The organism is Cobetia marina (genome assembly GCF_001720485.1).
Lineage (GTDB): Bacteria > Pseudomonadota > Gammaproteobacteria > Pseudomonadales > Halomonadaceae > Cobetia > Cobetia marina.
In genome coordinates this window covers 3,328,374-3,351,162 of record NZ_CP017114.1, presented here as the reverse complement: position 1 = coordinate 3,351,162, position 22,789 = coordinate 3,328,374, and the positions used below count along the sequence as shown (strand labels likewise).

17 protein-coding genes and 1 pseudogene are annotated in these 22,789 nt (G+C 64.1%); 10 read left to right on the top strand and 8 right to left on the bottom strand.

Annotation, left to right across the window (positions count from 1 at the left end; genetic code table 11):
- The first annotated feature begins 230 nt into the window (after nt 1-230).
- The gene (locus BFX80_RS14145) at nt 231-1,016 is read left to right on the top strand and encodes a gamma-glutamyl-gamma-aminobutyrate hydrolase family protein (RefSeq protein WP_084209234.1); all 786 of its coding nucleotides are present in this window, start codon (nt 231-233) and stop codon (nt 1,014-1,016) included.
- 120 nt (nt 1,017-1,136) lie between these two features.
- Nucleotides 1,137-2,633, top strand: coding sequence for an aldehyde dehydrogenase (locus tag BFX80_RS14140; protein WP_084209233.1), 1,497 nt, complete (start codon nt 1,137-1,139; stop codon nt 2,631-2,633).
- Nucleotides 2,634-2,786: 153 nt separating this feature from the next.
- Here the strand turns inward: BFX80_RS14140 and BFX80_RS14135 are convergent, their stop codons facing one another.
- From BFX80_RS14135 to gatC, 4 genes are all read right to left on the bottom strand, one after another.
- Nucleotides 2,787-3,338 carry a cupin domain-containing protein gene (locus BFX80_RS14135; RefSeq protein WP_084209232.1) on the bottom strand — a complete coding sequence of 184 codons (552 nt, stop codon included), beginning with the start codon at nt 3,336-3,338 and terminating at the stop codon, nt 2,787-2,789.
- Nucleotides 3,339-3,464: 126 nt separating this feature from the next.
- Complete coding sequence (gatB, locus tag BFX80_RS14130) at nt 3,465-4,919, bottom strand: Asp-tRNA(Asn)/Glu-tRNA(Gln) amidotransferase subunit GatB (RefSeq protein ID WP_077371544.1); 1,455 nt, start codon at nt 4,917-4,919, stop codon at nt 3,465-3,467.
- Entirely contained in the window at nt 4,919-6,397 is a 1,479-nt protein-coding gene (gene gatA / locus BFX80_RS14125) for an Asp-tRNA(Asn)/Glu-tRNA(Gln) amidotransferase subunit GatA (RefSeq protein ID WP_077371547.1), read from the bottom strand. Before gatA ends, gatB begins: the two co-directional genes overlap by 1 nt.
- Before the next feature lie 133 nt (nt 6,398-6,530).
- Nucleotides 6,531-6,818 carry an Asp-tRNA(Asn)/Glu-tRNA(Gln) amidotransferase subunit GatC gene (gatC, locus tag BFX80_RS14120; protein ID WP_077371550.1) on the bottom strand — a complete coding sequence of 96 codons (288 nt, stop codon included), beginning with the start codon at nt 6,816-6,818 and terminating at the stop codon, nt 6,531-6,533.
- Between the two features lie 242 nt (nt 6,819-7,060).
- Between gatC and BFX80_RS14115 the strand changes: the two genes are divergently transcribed.
- From BFX80_RS14115 to tldD, 7 genes are all read left to right on the top strand, one after another.
- Nucleotides 7,061-8,098, top strand: coding sequence for a rod shape-determining protein (locus BFX80_RS14115; protein WP_043332576.1), 1,038 nt, complete (start codon nt 7,061-7,063; stop codon nt 8,096-8,098).
- 106 nt (nt 8,099-8,204) lie between these two features.
- On the top strand, nt 8,205-9,128 hold the full coding sequence (gene mreC / locus BFX80_RS14110; RefSeq protein ID WP_077373090.1) for a rod shape-determining protein MreC: 924 nt from the start codon (nt 8,205-8,207) through the stop codon (nt 9,126-9,128).
- The gene (mreD, locus tag BFX80_RS14105; RefSeq protein WP_077371553.1) at nt 9,128-9,610 is read left to right on the top strand and encodes a rod shape-determining protein MreD; all 483 of its coding nucleotides are present in this window, start codon (nt 9,128-9,130) and stop codon (nt 9,608-9,610) included. The genes mreC and mreD overlap by 1 nt, the downstream gene beginning before the upstream one ends.
- An 87-nt stretch (nt 9,611-9,697) precedes the next feature.
- On the top strand, nt 9,698-10,378 hold the full coding sequence (locus tag BFX80_RS14100) for a Maf family protein (RefSeq protein ID WP_084209231.1): 681 nt from the start codon (nt 9,698-9,700) through the stop codon (nt 10,376-10,378).
- Between the two features lie 139 nt (nt 10,379-10,517).
- Nucleotides 10,518-11,981, top strand: coding sequence for a ribonuclease G (gene rng, locus BFX80_RS14095; RefSeq protein ID WP_077371558.1), 1,464 nt, complete (start codon nt 10,518-10,520; stop codon nt 11,979-11,981).
- A gap of 341 nt (nt 11,982-12,322) precedes the next feature.
- Nucleotides 12,323-16,438 (top strand): YhdP family phospholipid transporter, encoded by a 4,116-nt coding sequence (locus BFX80_RS14090; RefSeq protein WP_084209230.1) that lies wholly within the window; start codon nt 12,323-12,325, stop codon nt 16,436-16,438.
- A complete protein-coding gene (tldD, locus tag BFX80_RS14085) occupies nt 16,435-17,895 on the top strand; it encodes a metalloprotease TldD (RefSeq protein WP_084209229.1) in 1,461 nt (486 codons plus the stop codon). The genes BFX80_RS14090 and tldD overlap by 4 nt, the downstream gene beginning before the upstream one ends.
- An 88-nt stretch (nt 17,896-17,983) precedes the next feature.
- Here tldD and yjgA read toward each other — a convergent pair whose 3' ends face one another.
- Nucleotides 17,984-18,487 (bottom strand): ribosome biogenesis factor YjgA, encoded by a 504-nt coding sequence (gene yjgA / locus BFX80_RS14080; RefSeq protein ID WP_077371567.1) that lies wholly within the window; start codon nt 18,485-18,487, stop codon nt 17,984-17,986.
- Nucleotides 18,488-18,563: 76 nt separating this feature from the next.
- On the opposite strand from yjgA, the gene pmbA reads away from it, so the two are divergent.
- Entirely contained in the window at nt 18,564-19,934 is a 1,371-nt protein-coding gene (gene pmbA / locus BFX80_RS14075) for a metalloprotease PmbA (protein ID WP_084209228.1), read from the top strand.
- Between the two features lie 107 nt (nt 19,935-20,041).
- Here the strand turns inward: pmbA and mgtE are convergent.
- The 3 genes and pseudogenes from mgtE to rapZ form a co-directional block, all read right to left on the bottom strand.
- Nucleotides 20,042-21,396, bottom strand: a pseudogene (mgtE, locus tag BFX80_RS14070) (magnesium transporter).
- Nucleotides 21,397-21,560: 164 nt separating this feature from the next.
- Nucleotides 21,561-21,830 carry an HPr family phosphocarrier protein gene (locus tag BFX80_RS14065; RefSeq protein ID WP_077371575.1) on the bottom strand — a complete coding sequence of 90 codons (270 nt, stop codon included), beginning with the start codon at nt 21,828-21,830 and terminating at the stop codon, nt 21,561-21,563.
- Nucleotides 21,817-22,731 carry an RNase adapter RapZ gene (gene rapZ / locus BFX80_RS14060; protein WP_077371578.1) on the bottom strand — a complete coding sequence of 305 codons (915 nt, stop codon included), beginning with the start codon at nt 22,729-22,731 and terminating at the stop codon, nt 21,817-21,819. Before rapZ ends, BFX80_RS14065 begins: the two co-directional genes overlap by 14 nt.
- Nucleotides 22,732-22,789: the final 58 nt, after the last annotated feature.

Genomic DNA, 22,789 nt, shown 5'->3' with positions numbered 1-22,789 from the left:
CATCATATATCGCCACGCCATCCCGTGTTGTCAAATAATTCACAGCGCTTACCCGTTGCACCCTCGAGGCAGTATCATCGGCTGAGGCGCTTTATTTCGATCTCTATCCCGTGGTTTACCTTTGCTTGAGATTGCCTTCGTGCCTGATTGGCAAGGATGTCAGTTCAATCGATGTTGAATAAAACATACCAAATGACCGGGGTGCATGAGCGGCCCCTGAAGGAGAATCCATGACGTCTCGCCCTCTGGTGGGTGTGATCGCCTGCCGTCGCACGATTGAAGGCCATCCGGCGCACATGGTGACTGACAAGTACGTCAGTGCCCTGCGCGAATTCGGACTGGAGCCACTGGTGATCCCGGTATGGGAAGACGTCATGGCTGACTCGGCCAGAGCGCTGCTGGCGCGACTGGATGGGTTGCTGCTGACGGGCAGCTATTCCAACGTGCACCCGGCGCGGTATGGCGAGGCCATCGCGCCGGAGAATACCTACGAAGACACGGCACGAGATGCGTCAGCCATGGCCTGGGTACCGCTGGCGCTCGAGTTGCAACTGCCGTTGCTGGGTATCTGTCGCGGCTTTCAGGAGCTGAACGTCGCCTTCGGTGGCAGCTTGCATCAGGCGGTGCAGAACGTGCCCGGCTTGAGGGATCATCGTGAGCCCGAGGGCGATCTCGACGTGCAGTTCGCCCCCTCCCATGGCATCAGCATCCTGCCGGGCGGGCGGCTGGCCGAGTTGTACGCCGCGCCTGAGGCGCGGGTCAATTCCGTGCATCAGCAGGGAATCGCGCGGCTGGGCGAGGGGCTGCGTGTCGAAGCGGTCGCTCCGGATGGTCTGGTGGAGGCGATCTCGATCATCGCAGCGGGAGCCTTCACGCTGGCGGTGCAATGGCACCCCGAATGGAAGCCACGTCAGCACCCGCTGTATCAGGCGATTCTGGAAGGATTTGCCGCGGCCTGTCGGGACAGGTCCAGGCAAGCATCATCCGTTCAGGAGACACCTCGTCAGCCGTCGTGAAGATGACGACGAAGCCGCGTCCCGCGCGCCTGCAGACGCTGCAGGATGACATGGTGCGGGCTGCCTCTCCTGCGTTCTCGTGTGACCTGCCCCCTCTTACCTGACTTCGGAATCCTGATCATGAGCCGTCCCCGGACATTGACCGATTGGCAGGCGCTCGCCGCCCGTCTGACGCCGCAACTGCAAGGCAATGCCTTCATCAACGATGACTTCGTGCCGGCGGTCAGCGGCGAGACCTTCGAGTGCCTCAATCCGGCCACTGGGAAACGATTGGCGAAGGTGGCCAGCTGTGACGGCGCCGATGCCGAGATCGCCGTCCGGCATGCGCGCGCCGCCTTCAAGAGGGGTGTCTGGTCGCGCATGGCGCCTGTCGAGCGCAAGGGCGTGCTGCTCAGGCTGGCGGACCTGATGGAGAGACACCAGGATGAGCTGGCGCTGCTGGATACCCTCGACATGGGCAAGCCGATCACCAGCGCGCTGGATGATGTGGCGGGAGCGATCGGTTCGATCCGCCATCAGGCCGAGTCCATCGACAAGCTGTACGGCGAGGTCGCGCCGACCGGCGAGCAGGTGCTGGGGCTGGTGCTGCGCGAGCCGCTGGGGGTGGTGGCCTCCATCGTGCCGTGGAACTTCCCGCTGATGATGACGGCCTGGAAGGTCGCGCCGGCGCTGGCCGCGGGCAACAGTGTCATCCTCAAGCCGTCGGAGAAGTCACCACTGTCAGCGCTGCGTCTGGCGGCACTCGCACGTGAGGCAGGTATCCCGAGTGGCGTCTTCCAGGTGTTGCCGGGCTTCGGGCATACCGTCGGGCGTGCGCTGGCCCTGTCGATGGACGTCGAGTGTCTGGCCTTCACCGGTTCCACCGCCGTCGGCAAGCAGCTGATGCAGTATGCCGGACAGTCGAACCTGAAGCGTGTCTTCCTGGAGTGCGGGGGCAAGAGCCCCAACATCGTGTTCGCCGATTGCGCGGATCTGGATCGCGTGGCGGAGAGTGCCGCTGCCGCCATCTTCTACAACCAGGGCGAGGTCTGCATCGCCGGTTCCCGCCTGCTGGTGGAAAACTCGATCCGCGACGTCTTCGTCGCCAAGGTGGTGGCGGCTGCCGAGCGCATGCAGCCGGGCGACCCGCTGGACCCGACAAGCTTCATGGGGGCGATGGTCGACAGCACCCAGCATGAGCGCGTGATGGGCTACATCCGCAAGGGGATCGAGGAGGGGGCGGTGCTGCGTGCCGGCGGCGAAGACGTTGCCGGGCCGGGGCTGTTCATCCGTCCGGTGGTCTTCGATGGCGTCACGCCCGAGATGGTGATCGGCCGTGAGGAAATCTTCGGGCCGGTGCTGTCGGTCTTCGGTTTCGAGACCGAAGAGGAGGCGCTGGCGCTGGCCAATGACAGTGATTTCGGACTGGCGGCGGGGCTCTGGAGCCAGGACATCGGCCGCATCATGCGCATGACCCATCGTCTCGAATCCGGCCAGGTCTTCGTCAACAACTGGGCGGGGGGCGATCAGAGCATGCCCTTTGGCGGCGTGAAACAGTCCGGCAACGGGCGCGACAAGTCCCATCACTCGCTGGCGGAATACACCCAGCTCAAGAGTGTCTGGATCGCGCTGGACTGAGCTAGGCTGAACTGGGCTGGGCTGGGCTGAACTGAAACCGGGCCGAACCGGGCTGTCACGCGTTGGCGGAAACACCGTGCAGCACGAAAAGAGGCCACGCGATCGCGTGGCCTCTTTTCTGTTGTCATCTGCCGCAAGTGTTTGCCGCAAGGTCTAGAACATGCGCGCCGGCGTCGCACAGCTGACCAGACGGCACTCGACTTCGCCGATGTTGCGAAAGCGATGCGGCACATTGGTATCGAAGTAGTAGGCTTCACCGGCTTTCAATACCCGGGTGTCGCTGCCGATGGTGATCTCGATCTCGCCTTCGATGACCACACCGGCTTCCTCTCCCTGATGGGTGATCATCTCGCGGCCGGTGTCACTGACGGGCGGATAGGTCTCGATCATGAACGACAGATTGCGATCCTGACGCTTGGCCCCGACCAGCTTGAAGACCACCTCCCCGCTGCCCACGTTCGTCAGTTCCTCTTCGCCATAGAACACCTTGGCGGTGTTCTCGAGTTCCATGGTGAAGAAATCACCGATGCTCATGGGAATGGCGGCGAGAATCTTGGACAGTGAGCTGACCGAGGGGCTGACCTTGCCCTGTTCGATCAGTGACAGGCTGGAATGGGTCACCCCACAGCGCTTGGCCAGCTCGCGTTGCGAGATGCCCCGCAGCGTACGCAGCGCCCGCAGGCGCGCACCGACATCATCTGCCATCAGAACTTCCTTCGCGAAGCGACGATTGACTGGAAATGCCTTGAGTCCTGGAGCGACAACGGCCAGCCTCGGGATGTCCGTGACTGGCCGTTGCATGCAGCGACAGGATGACTCAGAGGCGCAGGATCAGCTGAGGCTGTCCAGCTTTTCCTTGAGCACCTTGTTGACCTGTTGCGGGTTGGCGGTGCCGCGTGAGGCCTTCATCACCTGACCGACGAAGAAGCCGATCATCTTGCCACGCTTGTCCGGTTCGGCTTCCTGATACTGGGTCACCTGAGCCGGATTGTCGGCGATCACCTGGTCGACCACTGCCTCGATGGCACCGGTGTCCGTGACCTGCTTGAGGCCACGTGACTCGATGATCTCGTCGGCGCTCTCGCCTTCGCCATCCCACAGCGCGGCGAACACCTGCTTGGCGGCCTTGCCGTTGATGGTCTCATCGACGATACGCTTGATCAGGCCCCCCAGCTGGGCTGCCGAGACCGGGCTCACGGTGATGTCGAGATTTTCCTTGTTGAGACGCCCGGCCAGTTCGCCCTGCACCCAGTTGGCGGCTTGCTTGGCGTCGCCGCAGACATCCTTCACTTCCTCGAAGAAGTCGGCCATCTCACGGCTGGCGGACAGCACGCTGGCATCATAGGCGGACAGCCCCAGTTCGCCCTCGAAGCGTGCGCGCTTCTCGGCCGGCAGCTCGGGCAGAGTCTGGCGCAGGTGTTCGATGTAGGCGTCGTCGACTTCCACCGGCAGCAGGTCCGGGCACGGGAAGTAGCGGTAGTCGTTGGCTTCTTCCTTGGTGCGCATGCTGCGCGTCTCGTCGGCATCCGGATCATACAGGCGGGTTTCCTGCACGACCTTGCCGCCGTCCTCGATCAGCTCGATCTGACGCTCCACCTCGAAGTGGATGGCGCGCTCGATGAAGCGGAAGGAGTTGACGTTCTTGATCTCCGCGCGGGTGCCGAAGGCTTCCTGCCCCTTGGGGCGCACCGAGACGTTGACGTCGCAACGCAGGGAACCTTCGGCCATGTTGCCGTCGGAGATGCCCAGGTACGTCACGATGGCGTGGATCGCCTTGACGTAGGCCACCGCTTCCTTGGCGGAGCGCATGTCCGGCTCGGAGACGATTTCCAGCAGCGGTGTGCCGGCACGGTTCAGGTCGATGCCGGTCATGCCCTGGAAGTCTTCGTGCAGCGACTTGCCGGCGTCTTCCTCGAGATGGGCATGGTGGATGCGGATCGACTTGCGCGTGCCATCCTCGAGCAGGATCTCGAGTTCACCCGGCCCGACGATGGGCTGATCCATCTGGCTGGTCTGGTAGCCCTTGGGCAGATCCGGGTAGAAGTAGTTCTTGCGCTCGAACACCGAACGGCCGGCCACGGCGGCATTGACGGCGAGGCCGAAGCGCACGGCCATGGCCACGGCCTGCTCGTTGAGCACCGGCAGGGTGCCCGGCAGGCCGAGGTCGACGGCGCTGGCCTGGGTGTTGGGCTCGGCACCGTAGGTGGTGGACGAGCCGGAGAAGATCTTTGACTGGGTGGCGAGCTGAGCGTGAACCTCAAGCCCGATTACGACTTCCCATTGCATCAGGCTTGCTCCTGTCCGAATTCCGGGCGCTGGCGGTGCCAGTCGGTGATTTGCTGGAACTGGTGCGCGACGCCCAGCAGGGTCTGCTCACCGAAGTGCGGGCCGAGAATCTGCAGACCCACCGGGCGCTTGCCAGCCAGGCCGGCCGGCACGCTGATGCCCGGAATGCCCGCCAGGTTGATGGCGATGGTGTAGAGATCCTGCAGGTACATGGACAGCGGGTCCTTGTGCGCGCCGAGATCGAACGCCGGGGTCGGTGCCGCCGGCCCCATCAGCACATCGACCTGGTCGAAGGCATCGAGGAAGTCCTGACGGATCAGGCGACGCACCTTCTGGGCCTTGATGTAGTAGGCATCGAAGAAGCCTTCGGACAGGGTGTGCGTGCCGATCAGGATGCGGCGCTTCACCTCGTCGCCGAAGCCTTCCTCGCGGGTGCGCTTGTAGAGGTCTTCCAGGTCCTGCGGGTCCGCGCAGCGGTGGCCGAAACGCACGCCGTCGTAACGCGACAGGTTGGAGGAGGCCTCGGCCGGTGCGATCACGTAGTAGGTCGGGATGGCCAGGTGGGTATGCGGCAGGGAGATTTCCTGCACGCTGGCACCGGCATCCTCGAAGACCTTGATCGCGGCACGCACGGAGGCTTCGACCTCCGCTGACAGGCCGTCGCCGAAGTATTCCTTCGGCAGGCCGATCTTCAGGCCCTTGAGGTCATAGTCCAGGCCTTCGACGTAGTCCGGCACACCACGTACCACGCTGGTGGAGTCACGCGGGTCGGCGCCGGCGATCACGTTCATCAGGCGCGCGCAGTCCTCGGCGGAGCGTGCCATCGGGCCACCCTGATCGAGACTGGAGGCGTAGGCGATCATGCCGTAGCGGGAGACGCGGCCGTAGGTCGGCTTGAGGCCGGTGATGCCACAGAAGGCAGCCGGCTGGCGGATGGAGCCACCGGTATCGGTGCCCAGTGCCGCCGGGGCGAGGCCTGCGGCGACGGCAGCGGCGCTGCCGCCGGAGCTGCCACCCGGGACGGCGGACAGGTCCCACGGGTTCTTGACCGGACCGTAGTAACTGTTCTCGTTCGAGGAGCCCATCGCGAACTCATCGAGGTTGGTCTTGCCCAGCATCACCACGCCTTCGGCCTTGAGCTTCTCGATCACGGTGGCGTCGTAGGGGGAGATGAAGTTGTCGAGCATCTTCGAGCCGCAGCTGGTGCGCACACCCTCGGTGCAGAAGATGTCCTTGATGGCCATCGGCACGCCGGTCAGCGGCGCGGCATTGCCGGCGGCACGCCTGGCGTCCGCGGCATCGGCCTCGCGCAGCGCCTCTTCACGGCACAGGGTGATGTAGCTGTTGAGCTCGCCGTCGAGGCGTTCGATACGGGCCAGGAAGGCTTCCGTCAGCTCGCGACTGGTGTACTCGCCGGCCTCGAGGCCTTGCGCCAGCTCACTGAGCGTCTTGTCATGTAGTGCAATGGACGATGACATGTTCGATTCCATCTGTGCACACGATGCAAAGGGCATCGCACGCGGAAATTCCGGGGGCGGACGGGGCGTGCCGCGTGGCGTGGTATCAGGTCTGGCGGTCTCTCACCTCACGTGAGGGATCGGCCAGGCGTGATCACTCGACGACGCGCGGTACCAGATACAGCCCCTGTTCTGTGGCCGGAGCCACCTGCTGAAAACGCTCGCGCTGATTTGACTCGGTGACTTCGTCGGCACGCAGGCGTTGCGTGGCTTCCAGCGGGTGCGCCAGGGGAGCGACGCCGTCGGTGTCGACCTGTTGCAGCTGGTCGACCATGGCGAGAATCCGATCAAGATCCGCGACATAGGCTTCGGCATCCTGCGAGGCAAGACCCAGGCGTGCGAGGTGAGCGGCACGCAGCACATCTGAATGTTCAAGGGCCATGGAAGTTTCCCTGTCTTGGCTTCGTGAGGCTTGAGGTAACGGCGAGTGCAGTCTGCTCGGTGACCTGGCGTTGGCCAGCGGTGAGGCAACTGCTCGCCCGTTGCGCTGTCACAGTGTGATTCGGCGTGAAATGTACCACATCTGCGGCGCGCTGGCAGGCGTGTCAGCTTGCCGCCATGGGGTGGCAATGGTACCGTTCGCGTCTGCACAGGGTTCCGGTCTGGACTAGGTGATCAACTTCCATGTTTAAACGTTTACGTGGGCTGTTCTCGAGCGATCTGTCGATCGATCTGGGTACCGCCAACACGCTCATTTATGTGCGCGGTCGCGGTATCGTGCTCGACGAGCCCTCCGTCGTTGCCATTCGCCAATCCGGGAATGCCCGCAGCGTCGCGGCTGTCGGTGCCGATGCCAAGCGCATGCTGGGGCGTACCCCCGGCAATATCACGGCCATCCGCCCGATGAAGGACGGCGTCATCGCCGACTTCACCGTCACCGAACAGATGCTCCAGCATTTCATCCGCAAGGTGCATCAGAGCACCTTCCTGACGCCCAGCCCTCGCGTTCTGGTGTGCGTGCCGTGCATGTCGACCCAGGTCGAACGCCGCGCCATCAAGGAATCGGCCGAAGGGGCCGGTGCGCGTGAGGTCTACCTGATCGAGGAGCCCATGGCGGCCGCGATCGGTGCTGGTCTTCCCGTCGAGGAAGCCATGGGCTCCATGGTGGTCGACATCGGTGGTGGTACCACCGAGATCGCCATCATCTCGCTCAACGGCGTGGTCTACTCCGAGTCGGTACGCATCGGCGGCGACCGCTTCGACGAAGCCATCACCTCCTACGTGCGTCGCCATTACGGCAGCCTGATCGGCGAAGCGACGGCCGAGCGCATCAAGGAAGAGATCGGCTGTGCCTACCCGGGCGGCGAGCTGCGCGAGATCGACGTGCGCGGTCGCAATCTGGCCGAAGGCATTCCACGCTCCTTCACGCTCAACTCCCACGAGATTCTCGATGCGCTGCAGGAGCCGCTGGCGGCCATCGTCTCGGTGGTCAAGAGCGCGCTCGAGCAGTCTCCACCGGAGCTGGCATCCGACATCGCCGAGCGCGGTCTGGTGCTGACCGGCGGTGGTGCGCTGCTGCGTGACATCGACAAGTTGATCGCGGAAGAGACGGGCCTGCCGGTGATCATCGCCGAAGACCCGCTGACCTGCGTGGCGCGTGGCGGTGGTAAGGCGCTGGAAATGATCGATCAGCACACCTTCGAGCTGCTGTCGAGCGATTGACCTCGTCCGGGGCCGGGCATGCTGTGTGCTGTACGGCTGGTCCCGGCCTGTCGGAGGAAGTGCTATCAAACCCCTGTTCACGCGTGGCCCCGTGCCCGGCTATCGCATGCTGTTGTGTGCGGTGCTGTCCTTCGCGCTGATGTTTGCCGAAGATCGCTTCAGCTGGATGGTCGACGTGCGTGCCAGCATGGCGACACTGGTTTCCCCTGTGCAATGGGTGGTCAGTCTGCCTACAGAGGGCCTCAGCTGGGGCGCACTGGTGTTTGCCGACCAGCAGAAGCTCGCCGATGAAAACCGGGCACTGCGTGAGCAGCTGCTCAATCTGTCCAGCCGTGTGCAACGCATGGCGAGCCTGTCTGCCGAGAATTCCCGTCTGCGCGAATTGCTCAATGCCGGTCAGCGCAGCGATATCCCCTACATCACGTCCCAGTTGCTGACGCTTGATGCTGATCCGTTCTCCCATCGCATGGTGGTGGATCGCGGTGAGCAGGACGGCGTGCGCATCGGCCTGCCGGTACTGGATGCCTACGGGCTGGTCGGTCAGGTCATCTCCACGTCGGCCTACAACAGTCGTGTGCTGATGATCAGTGATGCCAGTCATGCCGTGCCGGTGGAGGTCAATCGCAATGGCCTGCGCTTCATTGCCCAGGGCAGCGGCAAGATCGATCAGGTGGATGTGCTGCACGTGCCGGACACCGCGGATATCCGTGTCGGGGACCTGCTGGTGACCTCAGGGCTCGCGCTGCGTTTTCCGCGTGGCCTGCCGGTGGCACGTGTCACCGAGGTCTATCATGACCCCGGCAAGCCCTTCGCTCGCGTCAGTGCCGAACCCATTGCCCAGCTTGAGCGTTCGCGCAACTTCCTGATCCAGATGCCACCCGCCGTCGACGTGGAGAGCCTCTACGTGGATGACAGTCTTGACGAGCTGCCCAAGGACAACCTCGCCGCGCCCGCTTCGGACGCGGGTGACGAGGACGCGGCGGATGCCGAGGCGCAGCAGAGCGCCAATGCGCCAGGGGAGAACAACTGATGGCCTTTCGTCCCCAGACCACCTTGCTGTGCTGGTTCTCGTTGCTGCTGGCCCTGTGTCTTCAGGTCATGCCCTTGCCGGATGTGTGGTTGATATGGCGTCCACAGTGGCTCGGTCTGATGCTGGTCTACTGGTGCATCGTCTCGCCGCAGAGTGTCGGTGTCTTCCATGGCTTCCTGTTCGGCCTGGCGCTGGATGTCCTGCAGGGGGCACCGCTGGGGCACAATGCGCTGGTGCTCTCGCTGACCGCCTTCATGGGCGTGTTGCTCTACCAGCGCATCCGCGCCTACTCACTGCTGCAGCAGGCCTTGCTGGTGATCGTGGTGCTGGGCATCGCGCAGCTGGTGGACCAGTGGTTGCGCAGCATCTTCGGTGCCGGGCCAGTGAGTCTGTCCTTCCTGCTGTCGGCGGTGATTGGGGGTGCGCTGTGGCCCTGGCTCTACACCCTGCTGCAGATGCTGCGTCGTCGACTGACGGCGTGAGCCTGTGGCATATCGTATGCTTGAGAGCCGCCCCTTCGGGCGGCTTTCTGCTGTCTCATGATCAAGAAACCCGCCCAGGAGGGAGACATGTCAGCGTCGTCGTCCATTGTCGCAACCCCCGCAGCGCCCGAGATTTCCGGACGTTCGCCACGTCTCGTCCTGGCGTCCGGCTCGCCGCGTCGGCGTGAGCTGCTGGCCAGTATCGGTGTCAAGTGTGAGGTGGCCCCGGTCGACATCGATGAAACACCTCGTCCCGATGAGTCGCCGGAGCACTACGTCATGCGCATGGCGCGTGAGAAGGCACAGGCCGGATTCAGGCGATTGGACAAGGGGGAGGCTGAGGCGGTGGTGCTCGGAGCCGATACCGCCCTGGCGCTGGATGGCCGGATTCTGGGCAAGCCTCGCGATGAAGCGGATGCCCGCGAGATGCTGATGGCGCTTTCCGGTCGTCGTCATCAGGTCCTGAGCGCGGTGACGCTCTGCCATCGTCAGCAGGCGTCCGCCTCGAACGAGCCGTCACCATCCCTGTGCTGCGAGAGCGAGCTGGTCGAGAGCCGCGTGACATTTCGCGCCATCCATCGTGAGGAGGCCGCGCGGTACTGGGCCACGGGAGAACCCGCGGACAAGGCCGGCGGCTACGCGATCCAAGGGCTGGGCGCCATCTTCGTCAGCCATCTTGAAGGCAGTTACAGCGCGGTGGTCGGGCTGCCATTGCACGAGACGTCCCGCTTGCTCATGGCCAGGGGCATTGCCTGCTGGCAGTCGTGACGGTGGGCGGGCGGGCAGGGGGCCGCCGAGGGGATTGTGGAAAATCAGCCGCCGGTGACATCGTTAGTCGATAGACCACAGCCGGGGGCTGCCTTGCTATGTCATAATCGCAAGCAACGACTTTACAAGGACTTGCGCTATGAGTGGCGAGGTATTGATCAACCTGACACCGATGGAGACCCGCGTTGCGGTCGTCGAGAACGGTGTTCTGCAGGAAGCGTTCATCGAACGCAGCGGTCGGCGCGGTATCGTCGGCAATATCTATCGCGGCAAGGTGGTGCGCGTGTTGCCCGGCATGCAGGCGGCATTCGTGGACATCGGTCTCGAACGTGCCGCTTTCATCCATGCGCAGGAGGTGATGCCCGCGCATACCCCGCATGATGAGCAGCTGTCGATCCGCGAGCTGCTCAGCGAAGGTCAGCCGCTGGTGGTGCAGGTCACCAAGGACCCCATCGGCACCAAGGGCGCGCGTCTGACCACGCATCTGTCGGTACCATCCCGCTATCTGGTCTACATGCCCGACTCTCCCCACACCGGGGTGTCGCAGCGTATCGAGAGCGATGTCGAGCGTGAGCGGCTCAAGGAGATGACCGAGCGCTGCCTGACCGAGCTTGACCCGGACGCTCCGGGGGGCTTCATCCTGCGCACGGCCGCCGAGGGCATCAGCGAGGCGGAGCTCAAGCAGGACATGCATTTCCTGCTGCGGCTGTGGCGCAAGGTCAGCGAGCGGCGTCTGACTGCCGCCGTGCCCAGCGTGATCTATGACGATCTGCCACTGTTCATGCGTACCCTGCGTGACGTGATGCGAGACGAGATCGAGCGTGTGCGCATCGATTCCCGCGAGAACTATCTGCGCTTGAAGGAGTTCTCCAGCGAATTCATGCCGGACATGGAAGGGCGCATCGAATATTACCCCGGCGAGCGGCCGATCTTCGATCTGTTCAGCGTCGAGGATGAGCTTCACAAGGCGATGGGGCGCAAGGTCCAGCTCAAGAGCGGCGGCTATCTGGTGATCGACCAGACCGAGGCGATGACCACCATCGACGTTAATACCGGTGGCTTCGTCGGGCATCGCAATCTTGAAGAGACCATCTTCAAGACCAATCTCGAGGCGGCCACGGCGATAGCCCGCCAGCTGCGTCTGCGCAACCTGGGTGGCATCATCATCATCGACTTCATCGACATGGAAGAGGCCGAGCATCAGCGTCAGGTGCTCAGAGTGCTCGAGAAGTCGCTGGAGCGGGACCACGCCAAGAACAAGATGACCGGCGTGACCGAACTGGGGCTGGTGCAGCTGACCCGCAAGCGTACCCGCGAGAGTCTGGAGCAGGTGCTGTGCGAAGCCTGTCCGACCTGCCAGGGGCGCGGCACCCTCAAGACGCCGGAGACGGTCTGCTACGAGATCTTCCGTGAGATCATGCGCGAAGAGCGTGCCTACAGTCCGGATACCTACATGGTGCTGGCCTCCCAGAACGTGGTGGACCGTCTGCTGGATGAAGAGTCGGCCTCGGTGGCGGACCTCGAGAGTTTCATCGGCAAGACCATCCGTTTCCAGGTCGAGGCGCATTATACTCAGGAGCAATATGACATCGTTCTCATGTAAGGTGCCCGCCATCTGTGTTCCCGCCGGTGGAGTCTCGCCATCGGTGCATTGATACACTCGTTCCCCCTGCTGGCACAGCAGGGCGATGCATGGCCCTCGAGGTCGGGTGCCTCCCTCCTGCGTAGGCGTGAGGTAGCGTGTCATCATGTTTGCTCGGAGATCCGCGTGTGACCTCTTCCTCGGATGAGCCGCAAGTGCCACCCGCTGAGTCAGACAAGCTGACAGCGGGGGATGGACCGACGGAGTCGGCCGCCACGGCCGGTGATGCTCCGTCATCTCATCAAGCCTCGTCTCCCGTCCCTTCGCTTTCACGGCGGCGGCGCTGGGGGCGAAGGCTCTTGATGGCGCTGGCGGTGCTGCTGGCGGTGCTGGCGATCGTGATCGGTGGCCTGCGCTGGTGGCTGACGACGCTGGAATCTCGCCGTGACGCGATCAGCGACTTCATCGCTACCCAGACCCATTCCAATGTCGGGATGTCATCGCTTGACGGGCGAATGGACTATCTCGACCCGGCCATCAAGCTCTCCGGCCTGAACCTCTTTCGGCCCGACGAGATGGAGGCGGCCCCGCTGTTGAGCGTGGAGCGTCTCGAGTCGCGGCTTGATGTGCTGTCCTCCCTGCGCCATCTGGCGCCCGTGTTTGACCGTGCGACCGCCACTGGCGTCATCGTTCACCTCTATCAGCATGACGATGGCAGCTGGGGCTGGCCGGGGCCGCCGCGCCCGCCTGAAGCCCTCGAGCCCAAGGGGCAGATGAGCCTGGAACAGCTCGAGCAGGGCCTGGCACTGCTGGCGCGTCAGCGCGTGAGGCTCGAGGATGTACGTCTCGTGCTGCATGGACGCAACGATACGCTCAATCTGAACGCGGCCGAGTTGTTGCTGGCCGGTGATGGTGAACGTGCTCATCTGGAGGGGCAGCTGCGCGTAGGGGAGTCGCCCCAGGCCGGCGTGAGTGCCGTGCTGGAGGTGCTGCCCGGCGACGCGGGGCTCGCCGATTATTCCGCGCAGCTGCAGGTGGAGCTGGATGCCGGTGCACTGGCCAGTGTCGGGCGCCTGATCGGTGAGCGCGACAGCCTGATGCTGCGTGACGCTGATGGCAACGCCACGCTGTGGGCGCGCTGGCGAGAGGCACGGCTGGAAGACGCTCGCCTGCGTCTCGATCTCAATCGTCTGACGCTGGATCACGATGGCGCCATGCTGGCCCTCAAGGACATCCATGCGCGGGGGCAGTGGCTGCGGGATCTGTCGGGCGGGGATCGCTGGCAGGCGTGGCTCAATCAGCTCTCGGTGGGAGCCTCGCAGCTCGATGACGCCGTCGTGAGTGACGGTGAGGCACAGGTGGCCCAGCGCTCGGATTCTCCATCGGATTCAGATTCCGCTTCACAGGAGCCGCCTGCTCGATTGCAGGCCGCGCTTGCCAGCCTCCCTGAGCGTATCTCCCTGTCGGGGGATCTTGCCGATGGCAGTGTCTCGCTTGTGACCGGCCGCTTCGATCTGGCGCGGGTGGCGCGCTGGCGCAATGTGTTGGAGCTGGGCGAGCTGGGCGAGATACTTGAGTCACTCGATCCGCGTGGCACCGCCACCGGACTGTCCCTGTCACTGGCCAATATCGGCCTTGAAGCCCCGCTGAGCATGACGCTGGCGCTTGGCCTGACGGATACCGAGGTGGAACCCTGGGAGGGCGCTCCGGGGCTCGGGCCGCTGGCGGCGTGGGTCACGGCGCGGAGTCGTGATGAAGGGGGCATGCAGGGCAGTGTCACCTTCCAGGGAGCCCCCGGCATGCGATTCCATTTCCCGGAAGTCTTCGGTGACAGCTGGTCACTGGAGTCCGCGCAGGGGGTGGTGGACTGGCAGGTGGATGATGCCGGCAGCCAGATCAGCGGGCGTGATCTGGATATCTCGCGTCATGGCGCCAGGGTGACGGGACGCTTCGGGTTGCAGATTCCCACGGATGATGCGGACCGCTTCCAGCTGGATCTGGACATGCAGGATGTGGATGCTCGCAGCATCCCGCTGGCGGACTGGTTGCCGCTCAAGGTACTGGACCCCTCCCTGCGTGAATGGCTGACGCGTGATGTGGCAGGTGTCGTGCCAGAGGGTTCTCTGCATCTGGAGCAGGTTTGGGATGAGGACAATGGCGAGAATGGCTACGGCCCCGGGGACGCGATGGATCTCGAGCTTGCCATCGAGAACGGGCGGCTCGGCTATGTCGAGGGCTGGCCCGCGCTTGACGGCGTGAAGGGCAATCTCGAGCTGCATGACAATGATCTCACGGCCAGCGTCGAGTCGGCGTACTCACGGCCGGTCGCGCTGGGTAGCGCGCAGCGTCTGTCGGTGGATCAGGCCAAGGTCGACATGCACGATGACACCCTGGATATCCAGGGGGATGTCACGGGCAGTGTCGAGGCGCTGTTCGATCTGCTCTCGCATGCACCGCTCGAGGACACCGCGGAGCTGCTGGCCGAGTGGCAGGGCAAGGGCTCCGTGGCGGCGGCCATGAAGATTCGCGTACCGCTTGAAGATGCCGAGCAGGCGCGGGTGGAGGTGACGGGTAAGGTCGGTGAGAAGCAGGCGGCAAGCCTGGCCTTCCCCGGGCCGGGCATCGAGATCGCCGGCATTCGCGGCCCGCTGGCATTCGTGCATGACCCCACGCGTCCTGAAGGACAGCGCGAGCAATTGACCGGCGACCTGTCAGGGCAGCTGTTCGGTGGCGCGGTCAAGGCGGCACTCAATATCGGTCAGGCGGATTCGGCCAGCAAGGGGGCGGTGACCTTCAGTGGCCAGGCGCCGCTGGCACCGGTGCTGAGCTGGCTGGGGGCTCCCGAGACGCTGCTCGGTGATGCGGCGCAGGATAGCCGTGCCGCACTGAATCAGGGAGATAGCCCGCGTGCGCTGGGCGGCACGTTCGATTATCAGGCGCGCCTGATGCTGCCCGAGGAGGGAGCCAGCCTGCAGCTGTCGAGTGATCTCAAGGGCGCGGCCATCAATCTGCCGGCCCCCTTCGGCAAGGCGCGTGATGAAGACGCGGCGTTGTCGGTGGAGGTCGGGCTCGCCGAGGGCGGTGGCGATGTCGTGCTCGCCAATCGTGCCCGCGCTCGCTGGCAAGGCGGCAATACGCGTGATGATGGCAGCAAGGTGCCGATGACCGGCCAGCTGTGGCTGGAACGTTGGCCGAGCGACCCGCAATGGCCGTCCCGTACGGGGTGGGATATCGCCTGGCGGACGCCGACGCTGGCACCTGAGCTCTGGTCATCATGGGGCGGGGCGCTATCCGACGCGAGTGGCGATGATGGTGCCAGTGGCAGCGGTGGCGATGCACTCAGCGAGCTGCCGCGGCTGCGCGTTGCCACCGATTGTCTGATGATCCAGGATCGGTGTACCGGCCCGATGACGCTTGAGGCAACGCCTCGTCAGAGCTCTCAACAGCAAGCGCTGGGGCTGGCGGCCACTCTGGAGGGCAGGCTCGCCAGTGGGGAGCTCGTCTGGCAGTCCGGAGCCGCGCGGCCGTTGATTCTGGATCTCGATCATCTTGATCTCGACGCGCTGTGGCCGCCACAGACCCGGGAAACCCCCGAGCCTGCGCCAAGCAACTTCACCGAAGCCGTGGCCACCGGGGTCGAGCCGACTCCCTACCCAGCGGCGCTGGCCGAGCTGCCGGCAGGCAGCCTGCGCCTGGCACGTCTCATCTGGCGCGAGCAGCAGCTGGGGCCCATCAGTGCAGAGTGGCAGTCGGATCAACAGCGGCTGGTGGTGTCCCCCCTCGCCATTACCGTGGGCGACATGACGGCCCAGGGCAACATCACCTGGGAGGATGCCGGTGCCAATAGTCTGACGCGCGCTCGTCTTTCCGCGGATGGCAGCGATCTGGGCGGGCTGCTGGAGCGGTTGTCCCAGCCACGCGGCATCGAGGCCGAGCGCGCACGCGCCGAGGCCAAGCTGGCCTGGCCGGGGGCGCCGCAGGACTTTGCGCTGTCGCGCTCCAACGGGCGGCTCGAGGTCAAGCTGGACGACGGACGTTTCCTGAATCTCGGCTCGGCGTCCGCGCGGCTATTGGGATTGGTCAACGTCGACAATCTGCTGCGTCGTCTGTCGCTGGATTTCTCGGATGTGACCGACAAGGGCACGGCCTTCGACAAGGTGCGGGGCGCCGCGACTCTCTTTGCGGGGCGTCTGGAAAGCGATGGCCCCTTGCGTATCGAGGCGCCGTCCACCACCGTGACGCTCAACGGGCAGGTTGACCTGCTTCGCGGTACCCTTGATCAACACATGGCCATCACGGTGCCGGTCAGTCAGAACCTGCCGTTGGCCGCCGTGCTGGCAGGCGCCCCCGCCGTGGGCGGTGCGCTGTTCGTGGCCGACAAGATCTTCGGTCGCTTCATCGACAAGGTGACGCAAATTCACTATCGGGTATCAGGCCCCTGGGGCGACCCGAACATTACTCTGGAAAGTGCCGAATGACGCAAAATGCGAGTTCCGGTCGCGTGCTCGACGATGCCGCGGCCCTGTTGCTGACCCCGGGCGGACTCAGCCTGGATGATCTGGATGCCGGCCTGGCACATGCCATGGGTCCGGGTACCGACTATGCCGACCTCTACTTCCAGCGTATCTGGCAGGAGAGCTGGGTGCTGGAAGATGGTGTCGTCAAGGACGCCAGCTACAACATCGATGGTGGCGTCGGCGTGCGTTCACTGGCGGGAGAGAAGACAGGCTTCGCCTATTCCAATCAGATCGATGCCGCCGCGCTTGCCGACACCGGTCGCACTGCCGCCGGCATCTCACGCAGTGGCAGCAATGGCACGGTCGCCCGTTCGATCATCACCGAGGCACCGTCCTTCTATTCCGGCATCGACCCGCTCAATGGCCTGAGTGCCGAGGACAAGGTCGCGTTGCTCAAGGAAGCGGACCGCATCGCCCGCAGCCTTGACCCGTCCATCAGTCAGGTCTCGGCCTCGCTGTCGGCGCTTTACGAGGTGGTGATGGTGCGTGCCAGTGATGGCACCCTGGCCGCGGACCTGCGTCCGCTGGTGCGCTTCAACATCAGCGTGATCGCGGTGCGCAATGGCCGTCGTGAGCGTGGCAGTGCCGGTGGCGGCGGACGCTTCCCGCTGACCCGTCTGCGTGACGACAACGTCGCCGAGCGCTACGCGCGGGAAGCCGTGCGTCAGGCACTGGTCAATCTCGAGGCCGTCGATGCGCCCGCCGGGCAGATGCCGGTGGTGCTGGGCAATGGCTGGCCGGGCGTGCTGCTGCACGAAGCGGTCGGTCATGGTCTGGAAGGGGATTTCAACCGCAAGGGCAGCTCCGCCTTCGCGGGGCGCATGGGCGAACAGGTCGCGGCGCGCGGCGTCACCGTGGTCGACGATGCGACGCTGGCGGACCGCCGTGGCTCGCTGTCGGTGGACGATGAAGGCACGCCGGGTCAGTACACGCCGCTGATCGAGGATGGCATCCTCACCGGTTACATGCAGGACAAGCTGAATGCCCGCCTGATGGGCATGGCGCCGACGGGCAATGCGCGTCGCGAGTCCTTTGCGCACCTGCCGATGCCCCGCATGACCAACACCTACATGCTGGGTGGCGATCGTGACCCGCAGGAGATCATCAAGAGCGTCAAGCGCGGCCTCTATGCGGTCAGCTTCGGCGGTGGCCAGGTGGACATCACCTCCGGGCGCTTCGTGTTCTCCGCAAGCGAAGCCTATCTGATCGAGGACGGCAAGGTGACCACACCGGTCAAGGGCGCGACCTTGATCGGCAACGGCCCGGAAGCCATGGGTCGCGTCTCGATGATCGGCAATGATCTCGAGCTGGATACCGGGGTCGGGGTCTGTGGCAAGGACGGTCAGTCGGTGCCGGTCGGGGTCGGCCAGCCGACGCTGAAGCTCGATGAGCTGACGGTCGGTGGCACCCAGTCATGAACCGGTGCGCTTGATCAGCAGAGAAGCGATATGACGACGCCGCCGTGGCAGGGCCGCGGCGGCGTCGATGAAGCGTGAGGTGTCAGAATTACAGATCGAGCTCGGCACGCAGCAGCCTGAAGAGCTTCTTGGCGCTGTTGGGCTGCTTGCCGGCATCACGCTCGGCGCGTGAATTGCGGATCAGCTGACGCAGTGCCTGGCGGTCCACCTCCGGGTAGTCCTCGACGAAGATCACGAAGGCTTCGTCGTCCTCGATCAGGCGATCGCGCCAGCGCTCCAGGCGCTGGAAGGAGGCATCCCGACGGATGCTCTGCTGCTCCATGCTCTGGAAGACGGCGTTGATGGCCTCGAGGTCTTCCTTGCGCATCAGCTTGCCGACGTACTGCATGTGACGGCGCAGGCCTTCATGACTGCGAATGCGTCCGCACTCATCGATGGCGGCCAGCATGTCATCGGAGAGCGGGAACTTGGCGCGCTGACCGGCCGGCATGTCGATGATCTTCTTGCCGAGGGCCTGAAGCTCGATCATTTCACGCTTCATCTGGGATTTGCTGGGACGCTCGACGAGCTCCTCAGGTCTTTCTTTACGCATGCCAATTCCAACGAGTCGGGGAAATTTGCGGCAGTATAGCACTGCCAGCGCCCCGTCTCCTCAGAAGGAGAACAACATGAGCCAGGCCTTTGATGCCGTTGCTCAGCAACAACTGCTGGAGCGCCGCGTCAGCGAAGCGCTCGAGCTGGCCCGCAGTCTGGGAGCCGATGCCTGTGAGGTGGGCGCCAGCGTCGATCAGGGCGTCAGCATCTCGGTGCGTGACGGAGAAGTCGAAACCGTCGAGCTGTCGCGTGACCAGGGGATCGGCGTGACCGTGTATCTGGGCAATCGCAAGGGCAGCGCGACCTCTTCCGACGCCGGTAGCGACTCGATTCGTGCCGCGGTCGAGAAAGCGGTCTCCATCGCTCATTACACCGGCGAGGACAGCTTTGCCGGATTGGCGCCGGCCGAACTGATGGCCACCGATTTCCCGGACCTTCAGGCGCATCACCCCTGGGCGATCAGCGTCGATGACGCGACGGATCTGGCGCTGGCGTGTGAGCGTGCCGGACTGGAAGTGGAAGGCATCGCGCAATCCGAAGGTGCCAGCTTCTCCAGTGGGGAAGGTGTGCAGGTCTACGGCAACAGCCACGGTTTCCTGGCCAGTCAGTGCGGCAGCCGACACTCGATGTCCTGCATGTTGATCGCCAGGGATGAACAGGGCATGCAGCGTGACTATGACTACACCAGCGTGCGCAACCCGGCCGACCTGCGCTCCCCGGAGGATGTGGGGCGCGAGGCTGCACGCCGCACGCTGGCACGCCTCAACGCGCGCAAGGTGGCGACGGGGCGTATGCCGGTCATGTTCGACCCGCAGATGTCGGCAGGCCTGGTAGGGCACTATCTGTCCGCCATCGCGGGTGGTTCGCTGTATCGTGAGTCCAGCTTCCTGTGCGACAGCCTGGGTCAGCCGCTGTTCCCTGACTGGTTCACCCTCGGCGAGAAGCCGCGTGAGGTGGGTGGCATGTCGAGTGCCGCCTTCGACAACGACGGTGTCGCCACGCGTGACAATGTCTACTTTGCCGACGGCAAGGTGCAGAGTTACATGCTGAGCGCCTACAGTGCTCGTCGCCTGGGCATGCAGACCACCGGCAACGCGGGCGGCGCGCGCAACGTGCGCATCACCGCGCCACTGACCTCCCGTGACGAGATGCTCAAGCAGATGGGCACCGGCGTGCTGGTGACCGAGCTGATGGGGCAGGGCGTCAACGGCGTGACCGGTGACTACTCACGTGGCGCTTCGGGCTTCTGGGTCGAGAATGGCGAGATCCAGCACGCGGTCGAGGAGTTCACGATCGCCGGCAATCTGCGTGACATGGCCGCCAATCTGCTGGCGGTCGGTGATGATGTCGATACCCGGGGCAGCATCCACTCTGGCAGCTGGCTGATCGATGGCATGACCGTTGCCGGCATGTCCGAAGGTGAAGACGATGAGCTGGAAGGCTGATCGCTGACGCTTCTGTCTCTGCGCGAGAGTCCAGAAAACAACACGGCCGCTCCCTTGGGAGCGGCCGTGTTGTTTTCTGGAGCAGTCACTGGAATCCATCGGGCGTATTACAGATAGAGCCAGGTCGCCAGGCCCAGGAAGGCCATGAAGCCGATCACGTCGGTCACGGTGGTCAGGATCACGCTGCCGGAGAGGGCCGGGTCGATATTGAGCTTCTTGAGCAGTATCGGCAGCAATGTCCCGGTCACGGCCGCGATCAACAGATTGATCATGATGGCGGCACCGATGATGGCCCCCAGCTGGACATCACCGAACCAGACGATGGCGATCCCGGCGACCACCACCGCCCACAGCAGGCCATTGAGCCCCGCGACGATGATTTCGCGCTTGAGAAGCCAGCGCACGTTGCCACTCTTGACGTGTCCCAGTGCGATGCCGCGAATCAGTACCGTCAGTGCCTGTGAGCCGGCAATGCCGCCCATGCTGGCGACGATGGGCATCAGTACCGCCAGCGCGGTGATCTTCTGGATGGTGCCCTCGAACATCCCGATCACGGCGGACGCCATGAAGGCGGTCAGCAGGTTGATGCCAAGCCAGATGGCGCGACGCCAGGAGGTGCGCATCACCGGGGAGAAGGTATCTTCATCCTCGTCCATCCCCGCCATCGACATGACCTGGTGCTCGGCATCGCCGCGGATGACGTCGACCACGTCATCGATGGTGATGCGCCCGAGCAGATTGCCATCACCGCCGACGACAGGCGCCGAGATCAGGTCATGCTTCTCGAACAGCGAGGCGACCTCGCTCTCCGGCATCAATGCCGGAATCACCACGCTGTCGGTATCCATCACCTCGCGCACCGTGACACCGGGGTCAGAGACCAGCAGGCGGTTGATGGGCAGGGCGCCGATGAATTCATCGCGGCGCGAGACGACCAGCAGAGTGTCGGTGGAATCGGGAAGTCGCTCGTGACGGCGGATGTAACGCAACACGACATCCAGGGTGATGTCCGGACGGATGGTGATGGTGTCCGTGTTCATCAAGCCGCCGGCAGTGTCCTCGGGATAGGACAGCACCGTCTCGACCCGCTGGCGTTCCTGCGCCTCCATGGAGTCGAGGACTTCGAGAATCACGGCATTCGGAAGCCGCTGGAGGATGTCGGCGACATCATCCGGTTCCAGATTCTCGGTGGCGGCCAGGACGTCCTCGGCATCCATGTCCTTGAGGAAGTCGCTCTGGATATCCTCGCCAAGGTATTGGAGCACATCGCCCTGAAGTTCGGCGTCGACCAGCTCCCAGAGCAGGTTGCGCTCCTTGGGGGGGAGGATTCCAGCAAGTGGGCCACGTCCACCGGTGCCAGGCCGCGATTCAGCATGCGCCTTGCCTGATCCAGCTCGCCACTTTCCAGTGCCTGTGACAGGCGATCAAGTCTTGGCTTGAGTTTGCGTGACGTCTTGCTCATCTGTCGGCTTCCCCTGTCGACATGAAGGACAGCGTTGATTCTACCATTGGCGCAGGGGGGCGCGTCGACAAAAGAAAACACTGTTTCTTATCGATAGGGCAATCAGCGCGGAAAAAGTGGCAGAAAGCCGGCGGGCGGGGGATGTCAGACGGGGTGCGGCGGCGTCATTCTTCCTCTTCGAAGCGCGCCTCGAACAGGGACTCGATCGCAGACAGGGCCTCATCTGCCTGTTCGCCCTCGACATCGATGATCAGCGCCGTGCCACACGGGGCTGCCAGCATCAGCAGCGCCATGACGTTGGCCGCGTTGGCGCGTCGCTCACCGTGACTGACCATGACCGTGGCCTCGAAGGGCGCACAGCAGTTGACCAGCTTGGTGGCAGCGCGAGCATGCAGCCCGCGCTTGTTGGTCAGAACCAGTTCACGACTGGGCATCGTGTGACTCCTGACGGGTATCGCTGATCGCCAGGGCCGTATGGATCCCCAGTTCCCGGTGGCGTAGACGCACTTCCGGAAGCTGCTTGGCGAAATGTTCGGCCAGCTGCTCGCAGAGATAGACGCTGCGATGCTGGCCGCCGGTACAGCCCACCGAAACGGTCAGGTAGCTGCGATTGCTGGCCTGATAGGCGGGCAGCCAGCGTTCCAGCCAGCCGGCGATGTCATCCTGCATCGCCTTGACGTCCGGGTAGCGCTGCAGGAATTCCGCCACGCTGTCATCACGACCGGTATCGCTGCGCAGATTGATGTCCCAGTAGGGGTTGGGCAGGCAGCGGGCATCGAACACCATGTCGGCATCGGTCGGCACGCCATGCTTGAAGCCGAAGGACTCGAAGGTGAGTGTCAGATGACGAGAGCTGTGCTGCGCGACCTGTTCGGTGATGCGCGAGCGCAGGTCATGCACGCTGAGGTTGGTCGAGTCGATGACCAGATCCGCCTTCTGACGAATCGGGGCCAGTGTCTGCTGCTCGATCTCGATGGCCTCGGCCAGCGTGCGGTCATTGTCACGGGTCAGCGGATGACGGCGGCGGGTCGCGGAATAGCGTTCGAGCAGGACACGGGAGTCCGTGGTCAGGTAGACGACCTGCACATCCATGCCGCTCTGACGAACGCTGTCGAGCAGTTCGGGGAAGCGACTCAGGGCATCGGGGAGGTTGCGCGCGTCAATGGAGACCGCGATGCGCCGGCGGGTGGGGCTGTCCTTTTCCAGCTGCTCGACCAATGGTGCCAGCAGCATGCCGGGCAGATTGTCGATGGCATAGTAGCCAATGTCTTCCAGCGCCTGGAGGGCAATCGATTTGCCGGAACCGGAGCGACCACTGATGATCACGATCTTCATGGAGTGCTCTCCCAGGGCGAGGTCAGCATGAGGTGAAAGCGGAGGGTGCCTGAGGCCA

Coding starts and splice junctions, on each gene's coding strand:
- BFX80_RS14135 (WP_084209232.1), bottom strand. CDS start 3,338: ATGGCAGATGATGTCGGTGCGCGCCTGCGGGCGCTGCGTACGCTGCGG.
- yjgA (WP_077371567.1), bottom strand. CDS start 18,487: ATGCGTAAAGAAAGACCTGAGGAGCTCGTCGAGCGTCCCAGCAAATCC.
- gatB (WP_077371544.1), bottom strand. CDS start 4,919: ATGCAATGGGAAGTCGTAATCGGGCTTGAGGTTCACGCTCAGCTCGCC.
- BFX80_RS14065 (WP_077371575.1), bottom strand. CDS start 21,830: ATGCCCAGTCGTGAACTGGTTCTGACCAACAAGCGCGGGCTGCATGCT.
- BFX80_RS14140 (WP_084209233.1), top strand. CDS start 1,137: ATGAGCCGTCCCCGGACATTGACCGATTGGCAGGCGCTCGCCGCCCGT.
- gatC (WP_077371550.1), bottom strand. CDS start 6,818: ATGGCCCTTGAACATTCAGATGTGCTGCGTGCCGCTCACCTCGCACGC.
- tldD (WP_084209229.1), top strand. CDS start 16,435: ATGACGCAAAATGCGAGTTCCGGTCGCGTGCTCGACGATGCCGCGGCC.
- BFX80_RS14090 (WP_084209230.1), top strand. CDS start 12,323: ATGGCGCTGGCGGTGCTGCTGGCGGTGCTGGCGATCGTGATCGGTGGC.
- mreC (WP_077373090.1), top strand. CDS start 8,205: ATGCTGTTGTGTGCGGTGCTGTCCTTCGCGCTGATGTTTGCCGAAGAT.
- BFX80_RS14145 (WP_084209234.1), top strand. CDS start 231: ATGACGTCTCGCCCTCTGGTGGGTGTGATCGCCTGCCGTCGCACGATT.
- rapZ (WP_077371578.1), bottom strand. CDS start 22,731: ATGAAGATCGTGATCATCAGTGGTCGCTCCGGTTCCGGCAAATCGATT.
- rng (WP_077371558.1), top strand. CDS start 10,518: ATGAGTGGCGAGGTATTGATCAACCTGACACCGATGGAGACCCGCGTT.
- pmbA (WP_084209228.1), top strand. CDS start 18,564: ATGAGCCAGGCCTTTGATGCCGTTGCTCAGCAACAACTGCTGGAGCGC.
- mreD (WP_077371553.1), top strand. CDS start 9,128: ATGGCCTTTCGTCCCCAGACCACCTTGCTGTGCTGGTTCTCGTTGCTG.
- BFX80_RS14115 (WP_043332576.1), top strand. CDS start 7,061: ATGTTTAAACGTTTACGTGGGCTGTTCTCGAGCGATCTGTCGATCGAT.
- BFX80_RS14100 (WP_084209231.1), top strand. CDS start 9,698: ATGTCAGCGTCGTCGTCCATTGTCGCAACCCCCGCAGCGCCCGAGATT.
- gatA (WP_077371547.1), bottom strand. CDS start 6,397: ATGTCATCGTCCATTGCACTACATGACAAGACGCTCAGTGAGCTGGCG.